The organism is Erwinia typographi (assembly GCF_000773975.1).
Classification (GTDB): domain Bacteria; phylum Pseudomonadota; class Gammaproteobacteria; order Enterobacterales; family Enterobacteriaceae; genus Erwinia; species Erwinia typographi.
In genome coordinates, this window is record NZ_JRUQ01000120.1 from 1 (window position 1) to 10,513 (window position 10,513).

9 protein-coding genes and 1 pseudogene are annotated in these 10,513 nt (G+C 52.6%); 4 read left to right on the plus strand and 6 right to left on the minus strand.

The window, feature by feature from the left end; translation table 11 throughout:
- A partial coding sequence (locus NG99_RS27060) for a hypothetical protein (protein ID WP_034899930.1) occupies window positions 1-855 on the plus strand: 855 nt, incomplete at its 5' end.
- A gap of 319 nt (window positions 856-1,174) precedes the next feature.
- On the opposite strand, the gene NG99_RS27065 is transcribed toward NG99_RS27060, so the two are convergent.
- The 3 genes from NG99_RS27065 to NG99_RS27075 form a co-directional block, all read right to left on the minus strand.
- Entirely contained in the window at window positions 1,175-2,512 is a 1,338-nt protein-coding gene (locus NG99_RS27065) for an MFS transporter (RefSeq protein WP_198138838.1), read from the minus strand.
- 131 nt (window positions 2,513-2,643) lie between these two features.
- On the minus strand, window positions 2,644-3,438 hold the full coding sequence (locus tag NG99_RS27070) for an enoyl-CoA hydratase/isomerase family protein (protein WP_034899945.1): 795 nt from the start codon (window positions 3,436-3,438) through the stop codon (window positions 2,644-2,646).
- The gene (locus NG99_RS27075) at window positions 3,431-4,645 is read right to left on the minus strand and encodes a CaiB/BaiF CoA transferase family protein (protein ID WP_034899931.1); all 1,215 of its coding nucleotides are present in this window, start codon (window positions 4,643-4,645) and stop codon (window positions 3,431-3,433) included. Before NG99_RS27075 ends, NG99_RS27070 begins: the two co-directional genes overlap by 8 nt.
- 194 nt (window positions 4,646-4,839) lie before the next feature.
- Between NG99_RS27075 and NG99_RS27080 the strand changes: the two genes are divergently transcribed.
- Window positions 4,840-5,961 (plus strand): ABC transporter substrate-binding protein, encoded by a 1,122-nt coding sequence (locus NG99_RS27080; RefSeq protein ID WP_034899932.1) that lies wholly within the window; start codon window positions 4,840-4,842, stop codon window positions 5,959-5,961.
- Window positions 5,962-5,972: 11 nt separating this feature from the next.
- Here NG99_RS27080 and NG99_RS27085 read toward each other — a convergent pair whose 3' ends face one another.
- Together NG99_RS27085 and NG99_RS27090 are read right to left on the minus strand one after the other, a co-directional pair.
- Window positions 5,973-6,632: a GntR family transcriptional regulator gene (locus tag NG99_RS27085; RefSeq protein WP_034899935.1), complete on the minus strand. Its 660-nt coding sequence runs from the start codon at window positions 6,630-6,632 to the stop codon at window positions 5,973-5,975.
- Between the two features lie 78 nt (window positions 6,633-6,710).
- Window positions 6,711-7,706 carry a GlxA family transcriptional regulator gene (locus NG99_RS27090; protein ID WP_232298379.1) on the minus strand — a complete coding sequence of 332 codons (996 nt, stop codon included), beginning with the start codon at window positions 7,704-7,706 and terminating at the stop codon, window positions 6,711-6,713.
- A 274-nt stretch (window positions 7,707-7,980) separates the two neighbouring features.
- Here NG99_RS27090 and NG99_RS27095 point away from each other — a divergent pair, with 274 nt between their 5' ends.
- Window positions 7,981-8,817, plus strand: coding sequence for an alpha/beta fold hydrolase (locus NG99_RS27095; protein WP_034899939.1), 837 nt, complete (start codon window positions 7,981-7,983; stop codon window positions 8,815-8,817).
- Between the two features lie 162 nt (window positions 8,818-8,979).
- Window positions 8,980-9,822, plus strand: a complete 843-nt coding sequence (locus NG99_RS27100) for an arylamine N-acetyltransferase (RefSeq protein WP_034899941.1) — start codon at window positions 8,980-8,982, stop codon at window positions 9,820-9,822.
- A 54-nt stretch (window positions 9,823-9,876) separates the two neighbouring features.
- On the opposite strand, the pseudogene NG99_RS27105 reads toward NG99_RS27100, so the two are convergent.
- Window positions 9,877-10,513: pseudogene (locus NG99_RS27105) on the minus strand (aldehyde dehydrogenase (NADP(+))); the annotation flags it as partial.

Genomic DNA, 10,513 nt, shown 5'->3' on the forward strand with positions numbered 1-10,513 from the left:
CAAATCTATGTACAGGCTCCCATGAAAAGATTTTGCCGTTTCGCGACCTCCTCCTACGCGACCTTTTGTTTGGTCTGTGCCCCAATAAGCGGTGCCTCCGTGGAATATGTCGGTACTACCACGATCAGCGCTAGTAAATCCGATATCACCTGGCCCACCAGCACGGTCTCCGCCGTCTCGGAAGAATCCATTTGGAAATCGATTGGGGCTCGGCAACTTTCGTCCCCCCCGTGGAAAAAAGGTAGCTTTGAGGTGAAACTTGAAGTCTCAGGCGCGTCTGCCTGCCGGTTAACTGCCGACAACATACGGATCTCCATTTCTACGTTTACTGACCGCACCCCTCGCTTTTCTATCGCCGATAACAAACTTGATATCAACGACACTACCGGGAAAAACGTCACGTTTACTGTAGAAGAGGTTAACAAGGTGGGTAAGTGGATTGATACTTATTATTGGTACCTGAAAGAATTCGAAATCTCTAACGTGAAGGTCGCCTGCGGAGCCGTGGACGATAGCGTGGATAAGCCCACTGTCAAACTCAATGTCAACGGGCAAACAGTTGGCCTTACCGGGTCTGCTGTCATCAACACGACCAGAGGATCGACAGATGTTCCACAGCTCGTCCGCGTCGCTTCATATCCCGGACAATGTCAGGAACTGGGCCTTTGGAAACCTCCCGTAGGAAACATGGCCGTCGACGTGACAGGCCCGGAGACGATCGATCTCAAAGCTGATAGAGAGGGGGTACCTCCAATGCGCGCTGTCCGGAAAGAGGGCGGAGTCTACAGCCTCTGCGCAAACAATGATCCGGGCGCGTTCTCCGGTTCGGCCGAAATTCGAATTCGCCCGCAATAACTCCCGCCGGTCCATAAGCCTGTCATCATTGAAACTCTTCATCCTCGGTTTTCCTGCAAAAAAATCACCGTGCAGGAGGTCGGTTATTTCGCTAATGTGCGGCACTGTGGACATTTTAACCATTGTCGAAAAAAAATGATGGTGATGAAAAGGGTTGCCGCCTGCCTCGTTTCCTGCAGGCGATCGCCTGGCAGCAGTTTGCCATGCTCAATAGCAGCGATTAAAATTTCAAACGGGGTTAAGGCCACTGTCTTCATAATGCTTATTTTGTTCTGAACCTATCCAAAAATGTTCTTTTATCCCGTTCAAAGAAGACCTCTTATACCAGCCGTTTGGAATCGGCCTTATTAAAGGAATGAGATTCAGCCGCGCTGTTTTTTTCCTCACTGCTGGAAAATTGGGTCAGATCCAGCTGATGCGTCTCAGGTGCGAACCCTACGGCGATCATCGTTATCACACTCATTACGACAGCAAGACAAGCTACCGGCCAGGAGGCACCCTCTGCCATACCTGACAGAAGAACAGCAGCCAGCGGCGCAATCCCACCCGATGCGGCGGCACTGATTTCTCGCCCCAGCGCCAGTCCACTAAAACGGACTTTAGATGGAAACACCTCAGAGAAAAACGCCCCCTGAGTTCCCAACATCGCGGCAACGCCAATACCTACACCCAGCGTCATGGCAACAATCACTCCCCATACAGTTCCGGTATTCACCAGCCAGAAGAAGGGAAACGCAAATAGTGCGGAGAATACGGCGCCGAACATATAAATGGCTTTACGACCAAATTTGTCTGAAAGCGCGCCAAACATCGGCGTGGTGAACATAGCGAACGCGGCAGCCACCGCTACGGCTACCGGACCAACTGAAGGCGCCATATGCAGCGTACCGACGATATAAGCAATGACAAAGGTCTGGTAGACGTAGCTGACGCCGCTTTGTGCAACCTGAGAGCCAGCGACCACAAACAGGCTTTTTTTCTCGGTTTTCACCAGGTCGCGCAACGGGCTTTTACTGACCGCCCCAGATTCCGCCAGCTTCTCAAAAGCGGCCGTCTCAGAAAGCTTCATGCGGATGGTCAGGGCAACCGCGACCAGAAGCGCACTGAATAAAAAAGGGATACGCCATGCCCAGCCGAGGAAGATATCTTTCGGCAGCTGGGTCAGGACGGCGAAGGTGCCAGCAGATAAAAGCAGCCCAATATAAACACCCACTCCGGGGAATGATGAATAAAAGCCACGTTTATTCGCCGGGGCGCTTTCCGCAGTCAGGATTGCTGCTCCGCCAAATTCCGCGCCGGCGCCGAACCCCTGAATAAGGCGCAGGATGACCAGCATAATCGGGGCCCATACGCCAACTGAATCATAGCCAGGAACAAAACCAATTAATGTCGTCGCCGATCCCATTAGCAATAGGGTGATAACGAGAACTTTTTTACGTCCAATCTTGTCACCAAGCTGACCAAAATAAATAGCGCCAAAAGGACGGACGACAAAGCCCAGCGCCAGCGTTGAAAATGCCAGGATAGTCGAGACGAAATGATGCCCTTTCGGGAACATGATTTCATTAAATACGAGGGCGGCGGCCGTACCATAGAGGAAATAGTCAAACCATTCCAGAGCTGAACCAACCAGAGAAGCGGCTGCAACACCTTTCATTGATTTTTTCTGAGTACTCATCGGATTTCCCTTTAATTAATATGTAGGCGTTCACTCATTACTTTTCGTAATTGAGGTGAGAATATAAAAATTTAAAATATAATCCCATAAAGTACGGGCTTAAAAACGGTTTACTCTCCGCGAAAATGTGGGGCGCGTTTTTCTTTAAAGGCAGTTTTTCCTTCCCGAGCATCATCCGTATAGAAACAGATAGTACGAAGATCTCTTTCATAACGTACGGCCTGGTCCAGAGGCATATTAACCGCGGCACGCATATTTAATTTTGCCGTTTGCGCAGCAATCGGCGGCCTTTCGCTAATGGTGATTGCCAGTTTTTTAACCGCCAGCGCCATCTCTTCCTGAGAAGAAAATAATTCGTCAACAATGCCCCACGCATAGCCTGTTTCAGCATCAACGGGATCGCCGGTATAAAGCATTCTTGACGCTCGCGATGCGCCAATAGTCTTATTGAGATAGACAGCCATACCGCCGCCGCCTACCCAACCGAGTTTTATTTCAGGTGCGCCAAACAAAGCATTAGCGGTAGCGACACGAATATCACAGCACAGCGCGAGCTCCAGCCCCCCACCCAACGCATAGCCGTTAATTGCGCAAATAGTGGGTTTATTAATTTCGGCCACGGCGTCGCAATGATCGTGCTTCATCCGATGCGCCCACGGCGACTGATAGCTATCAAGCTCTTTAATATCGCTGCCGCAGCAGAAGGCTTTAGGCCCTTTAGCGGTCAGGATCACCACCCGGACTTCAGACGATTCGTTACAGAATGCCGCAAGCCTGGTCAGCGAAACGGACATTCCCGGCGTGACCGCATTTAGCTTTTCAGGACGATTAAGCGTGATGGTCGCTACATAGTCTTCAAGCGAAAACAGCACGTTGGGATCAATATCAACACCGATATCAGCCATTGCGTTTTTCTCCATTAGTGCTGGCCACCGTGCCGGTTTCCTTTAGTGAAGCAATATCCTGCTGGCTGTAGCCCAGCTCATGGAGAATCTCATCTGTATGCTGACCTACAAAAGGCGTTGGGCGCTGAACTGAACAGGGAGTTTTGCTGAATTTAATGGCGAAGCCCGGCGTTTTGACTTTACCTTCGCTCGGGTGGTCATATTCAATGAAGGTGCCGTTATGGACGATCTGTGGATCTTTCACCACATCCTCGTAGCCATAGACTTCGCTGCTCCAGAGCCCTTCCGCATCAAAGATGTCCCGCCATTCTTGCGTGGTGCGCTCAACCAGCTTTTCCCGGGTAAGACGGAAAATAAAATCGCGCTGCGGCAGACTATGCCCATCCACTTCATCTTCCATCGTTTCAAACTCGGGCACCTGCAGAATTTTGCCGAGGGTTGGCAAGTGCGGCGTGACCAGAGTGATAAAGCTGTCTCTGGTTCTGAACACGCCGTAAGGCGCGCGAATGTAGCAATGGCCGTGCGGCTCTTCGCTGCGACGCTGCGGTTTCAACCCCTGGGTAAAGACGGTCATTTCCTGCATCTGGTTAGCAACGATGGCATCCAACATATTCACCTGTACCAGTTGGCCCTCGCCAGTGCGTTCACGGTGCAACAAGGCAGCCAGTGCGCCTTCGAACGCGGTATAGGCCGTAATCGCGTCAACCACATACTGACCGGAAGGCTGTGGCGGAGTGCCTTCCACGCCGGTACTTAGCATCGCACCACTCAGAGACTGCAATAAAAGATCCTGCCCCGGACGCTTCGAGTAGGGGCCCGTTTCGCCATAGCCAGACATCGAAACATAGACCAGATCGGGTTTGATTTTTTTCAGCGTGTCGTAATCCACGCCAAGACGAGCGGCAACTCCCGGTCGATAGTTCTGGATAAACACATCGGCAGTTTCCACCAGTTTATAAAGCAGCGCTTTGCCTTCCTCATCCTTCAGGTTCACCGCCAGACTCCGTTTGTTGCGGTTAAGAGAGAGAAAAGAGGTGTTGATGACATTACCGTAGGCACCGCCTGCGGAAGTGTGGCGCTGCCATTCTCCCGTTGTTGGCTCCACTTTAATAACGTCCGCGCCCATGTCCCCCATGCGTAAAGCCGCGAAGGGCCCCGCCATGGCGATAGAACAATCCAGTACCCGATATCCTTGCAAAATTGACATACCTCTACCTCGTTTATTCATGGTCATTACCGCTATCAGGCGGCTCTGGTGGATGTCGGTTACGTTAGGCTACTTTTTTTCGATATTATATATAATATTTAAAAAACTGTGAGAACGATCGACATTTACGCCACTGCAAGCCGATAAGATGAGCGGCGTTCATGCACATAACGTTGAATAATAAAGGATTTAATATGCATCATTTCAAAGGGTTAACCTGGGATCATCCGCGTGGCTATCGCCCTCTTCAGGCCTGGGCGAAAGCGGATCGCACGCTGAAGGTGGAGTGGGATATCCAGAAACTGGAAGGTTTTGAATCCCACCCCATTGATGAACTGGCAGAAAAATACGATCTGCTGATTGTGGATAATCCGGGAATTGGCGAGGCGGCAGAGAAAAACTGCCTGTGGCCGCTGGAAGATTTTCTGACGCCTGAAGAGATGTCTTATCTGTGTGAGACCAGCACCGGGCACTCCTGGGAAAGCTACCGATATCGGGGCAAACACTGGGCAGTCCCGGTGGATGCGGCCTCGCAGGTTTGCGCACTGGCGGACTGTAACATCAGTTTCCCCCCGGCTAGCTGGGATGATGTGCTGCTGCTCAGCCAGCAGTATGAACGCCGGGTTGCGCTGTCGCTGGGAGGGCCACATGCCCTGCTGACATGTTATTCAGTCTGTCAGTCTCTGGGAGGAAAGCTTTTTGACGGCGATCGTTTCATTCTCGACGACGAAACAGCCATTCGCGCATTACGCATTATGCAGACCCTTTATCGCCGCCAGCATAAGCCCCTTACCGCTCTCAACCCGATTGGTTTGCTGGATGAAATGGCAAAAGGAACTTTTGATTTATGTCCGGCTATTTTTGGCTATATCAATTACAGCTCAGCGGAAACTGGCCGGAGGGTTAAATTCTTTAATATTCCGCACGGTGGCAATCCCGCCGTTCGTGGCTCCGTGCTGGGCGGCACAGGGCTGGCCATATCCCGCCGCTGTTCCCCTACTCCCGAACTTATCCGCCATATCATGGCCTATGTTTCCGAGCATGTGCAGAAAACGCTGGTGGTTGAGAATGGAGGGCAGCCTGCCAACATTTATGCGTGGAAAGATCGACATGCCAACGATCTGACCAACAACTTTTTCTCCGGTACGCTTGATACGGTTTCTCAGGCCTGTCTGCGGCCCAAATATCATGGCTATATCCCATTCCAGGATTCGGCATCAGAGATTATTCGCCATGGCCTGATCAACGAGGTCCCAGCCGGGGAAATATTCGCTGCGATTAAAGCAAGCAGTATGTTAAATGACCTGCCGCGCTAATCACGCCCCGTTCAGTGGCTGGAGCTGTAGGAAATCTGTCGATCAAAACCTAATATGATATGGTCCCGGGTATGCTGGCGATACTTTTCCAGATCGCCAGATTCAATGGCATTGATAATTTCATCGTGTTCATCGCACAGCAGATTGATATCAGGCACGCCCCGGGACTCATGGAAGCGGCCAACCTGAGGGCCATAATTCAGCGTCTGGTACATTTCAATGATCAGATCGTTACGGGTTGCCATAACAATATGATTATGGAACTCAGCGTTCAGATTGATAAAATAGCTGTATTGTTCATAGCGCGGTCCGTAATGATGTGAACGCATGGTACGATTTAATTCACGCAGATGCGCAATTTCATCACGGGTAATATTTTCGAGAACCGTCTCCGCAATCTCTGGCTCAATAAGCAGCCGGGCCTGCTGCCACTGGTAAATATCTTTTGCGTCCGGTTTTGCTGCGACACGAAATCCCTTGTTGTGTTCAAGAACAATCAGTTTCTCCGCTGCCAGGCGAAAGAGCGCCTCGCGCACAGGAATACCGCTGACGCCAAAGCGTTTGCTAAGGGTATTCACAATCAGTCTGGCCCCGGGTTCCAGCTGACTGGAGATAATATCCTGCTTCAGCAATTCATAAACTTTATGACTGATACTTTCGTGCTGCAGCATAGCAAACCTCTGAAAATTGAACAAAATATATAATATCAGCATTGCTCTGACGGAGCAATTTATCATTAAAACAGCAAGTTATGAATCCCCCTCCCCCTGTACGGTGCCAAAACGCTGTCGGTACTGGCCCGGCGTCACGCCGGTGATTTTGCGAAAAATCTTGCGGAAAGCGGACGGATCGGTATAGCCCACCTTCCAGGCAATATAATCGATCGTACGCGACGTGAGCTCCAGCGCGTCCCGCGCTTTCATGATGCGAACCTGCTGTAAATACTCTGTCGGCCGTATTCCCGTCGCTTTCTGGAAACGACGCAGGAAGGTTCGCGGCGTCATCCCCGCCAGCTCCGCCATCGTCTCAATGCCCTGCAGCCCGGCATAGTTAGCATGAAGGTAATGCTGAACGCGCAGGATCTCGCTATCGCCATGCTCGAAATCAGGGATAAAAGCGGCATAGGTGCTTTGCTCCCGGCGAGGAGGATCGATAAGTAAAAAACGCGCCGTGGACAGCATGGTCCCGGTTCCCAGTACTTTCTCGATCAGCGTCAGGCCGAGGTCGGTCCAGGCCAGAATGCCGCCGGCGGTAATAATATCGCCATCGTCGATAACCATATTTTCCGCAGCCACTTCAATCGCTGGAAACCGCTCCGACAATGCCTGGGCAAAGGCCCAGTGCGTTGTGGCGCGCCGGTTGTCTATCAGCCCGGTTTCCGCCAGCACGAATGCCCCGGCACAGACCGAACACAGCGTGACGCCATCGTGATACAGGGCGCTCATCCAGTTGGCGGGAACCGTCATCGGCAGCATTTTCGCGGGCATGACCAGACTTGGCGGCGCAATGACGTGGCTCAAATGATGCGGCCTGTTTGGGTGGCTGTCCCAGACACATTCCACGCTATCCTCCCCCGGCATAAACTGCCAGTGCGACACCCGAATAGCCCGCACGTTCTCCTCGCCGGAAATGCTCACCGCCCAGTCCGCTGCAATCCTGAACATATCTGTCAATCCATACACCGCGGCGAGTTGGCAGTCGGGGTAAATCAGCAGGCCAATCTCCGCCACTACGGCACTTTCCACACTCTTTTTCATTTGTCAGTTTTAGCACCAATAATGTCATTTTTGACAATTCTATTCGTTAACGGATCGCCAGACAATAGACCCATCGAACAACAACAGCGGTTACCTACACTTTGAAGGAGCACCTATGTCAGAAACAGTACTTGATCAGCTGGTGATTTCCCGACGGCGTCTGTTGATCCTCGGCGGCACGCTATCGGCAAGTATCGGGCTTTCACACTCGGCCTTCGCCCAAGGCATAACATCACTATCATCATTTACAGGAGATATTCCTATGAGCAACGGCATTATCACTACCAAAGACGGCACCCGGATTTTCTACAAAGACTGGGGTCCGAAGAACGCGCAGCCTGTCGTTTTTCACCACGGCTGGCCATTAAGCGCCGATGACTGGGACAACCAGATGCTGTTCTTTTTATCCCAGGGTTACCGGGTGATCGCCCACGATCGCCGAGGCCACGGGCGTTCCGACCAGACCGATACCGGCAACGATATGACCACCTACGCCGCCGATGTGGCTGAACTCGCCAGCGCGCTGGATCTGAAAAACGCCATCCATATCGGCCACTCTACCGGCGGCGGCGAAGTGGCGCGTTATGTCGCTCATGCCGAAAAAGGCCGCGTGGCGAAAGCCGTGTTGATGGGCGCGGTACCGCCGATCATGCTTAAAACCGCCGCTAACCCGGAAGGGTTGCCAATGTCCGTTTTTGACGGTTTCCGCTCTGCGCTGGCAGCCAACCGCGCCCAATTCTTTATCGACGTCCCCGCTGGCCCGTTCTACGGCTTCAATCGTCCTGGCGCGAAAGTGAGTCAGGGCCTGATCGACAACTGGTGGCGTCAGGGTATGGCAGGCGGGGCCAAAGCGCAGTACGACTGTATCGCCGCGTTCTCGGAAACTGACTTTACCGCAGATTTGCAGGCCATTACCGTTCCGGTACTGGTGATGCATGGTGAGGACGATCAGGTCGTACCGATTGACGACGCCGCCCGTAAGGCGATCAAACTGCTGAAGCATGGCACGCTGAAAACCTATCCGGGCCTGTCGCACGGCATGTTCGCTACGCATCCTGAAAAAATTAACCCGGATCTGCTGGCATTCGCCAAAGCCTGAATCCGGACAACAGGCCGGGCCCGCTGAACCCAGCGCGCCCGGCTCCCACCGTCGGCAGAATAGAGACATGAGCACTGTTGAATAAACAGCAAGCACGCTCAGAAAAATTGTAGGATAAAAAAACGTTATACATAGGTTATGTTCAACTGTTCAGGAATACCTATGTCCACTTTTCTAACGCATTATCTCTTACGTCTGAACTGGTCACGACCGGTCGCTGCGGATATTGCCACGCTGCGGGCGCTACACCTACAGCACAACTGTACCCTTCCCTTTGAAAACCTCGATGTCCTGCTGCCTCGCGAGATTCATCTCGATCGGCAATCCCTGTTTGATAAGCTGGTGAAAGCGGGTCGTGGTGGCTACTGTTTTGAGCAGAATGGGCTGTTTGAACGCGCTCTGAGAGAAATTGGCTTTACCGTCCGCAGCGAGATAGCCAGGGTCGTGCTGGCAAATCAGCCCGCTAAGTCGCCGCGAACGCACCGGTTTTTATTAGTCACCCTTGCCAGTGAGCAATGGATCGCCGACGTCGGGTTTGGCGGAAAAACGCTGACGGGACCCATTCAGTTAGTGGCTGACAGAGAGCAGCACACGCCGCACGGCGTTTACCGACTGATCGCCGGGGACAATAACTGGACATTACAATACTGGCAGCGTAATGACTGGGAATCCCTGTACGAATTTGATCTGTCAGAAGCTTATGACAGCGACTATCTCATGGCTAATTTCTGGACCTCTCACTGGCCTGAGTCCCATTTCCGCCATCATCTCCTTATCTGTCGTCATCTGAGCGATGGGGGAAAGTTAACCCTGATGAATTTCAAATTCACCCACTGGGCTAAAGGCAGCATTGTCGGGCAGTATGATGTGCAGGATACGCAAAGCCTGTACCAGCTGCTAAAGGAGCGCTTTAACCTGCGATTGGACGATGAAAAATATGGATTTTCACTGCAAGAGTTTTCAGCATTGATGACCAGGCTGGACACCGGGTCAAACTTATCCTAATTACCGCTCTGGCCTCAGCGTCGCACTGAGGCCACTTCTTCTGGGACAGATTGTTTAACGCAGGTCCGGCGGCATAAGCTCAGCGGGCAGATTTTGATAGCTCACGGGACGAACGAAGCGGCGTATGGCCATGGTTCCTACGGAAGTCGCGCCAAAATTTGTCGACGCGGGGTACGGGCCGCCGTGCACCATCGCCTCGCAAACTTCCACACCGGTAGGGAAGCCGTTGAAAAGAACCCGCCCCGCCTTGCGCTCGACGACGGGTAGCAGGCTCCTTGCCGCCGCACTATCCCCCTCATCCATATGAATGGTGCAGGTAATTTGCCCGGCCAGCGAATGGGCGACCTGGAGTAATTCTCCCTGATCTTTCACCGTGACAATCAGCCCCAGCGGCCCAAATACCTCTTCGCCTAAAGAGTCGTTAGCCAACCACGTCTCGCCAGTGGTCGCCAACAGATAAGGCGTCGCATCTCGCTGCTCGCAGGACGAGGTAAAACGCGCCGCCACGCCAGCCTTGCCTGCCATTCGATCCCGCCCAGTTCGGTAAGCGGAGGCGATTCCCTCGGTAAGCATCGTCTGCGCCCCTACCGCCGCCAACGACGACACTGCCGCATCAATGAACCGCTGGGTATCCTTCCCGTCAATCATGACCACTACGCCAGGATTGGTGCAAAATTGCCCGCCCCCCGCC

What these genes read in the sequence shown, in the direction of transcription:
- NG99_RS27080 (WP_034899932.1), top strand. Translation starts at nt 4,840, where the DNA reads ATGCATCATTTCAAAGGGTTAACCTGGGATCATCCGCGTGGCTATCGC.
- NG99_RS27065 (WP_198138838.1), bottom strand. Translation starts at nt 2,512, where the DNA reads ATGAAAGGTGTTGCAGCCGCTTCTCTGGTTGGTTCAGCTCTGGAATGG.
- NG99_RS27095 (WP_034899939.1), top strand. Translation starts at nt 7,981, where the DNA reads ATGAGCAACGGCATTATCACTACCAAAGACGGCACCCGGATTTTCTAC.
- NG99_RS27070 (WP_034899945.1), bottom strand. Translation starts at nt 3,438, where the DNA reads ATGGCTGATATCGGTGTTGATATTGATCCCAACGTGCTGTTTTCGCTT.
- NG99_RS27100 (WP_034899941.1), top strand. Translation starts at nt 8,980, where the DNA reads ATGTCCACTTTTCTAACGCATTATCTCTTACGTCTGAACTGGTCACGA.
- NG99_RS27085 (WP_034899935.1), bottom strand. Translation starts at nt 6,632, where the DNA reads ATGCTGCAGCACGAAAGTATCAGTCATAAAGTTTATGAATTGCTGAAG.
- NG99_RS27075 (WP_034899931.1), bottom strand. Translation starts at nt 4,645, where the DNA reads ATGTCAATTTTGCAAGGATATCGGGTACTGGATTGTTCTATCGCCATG.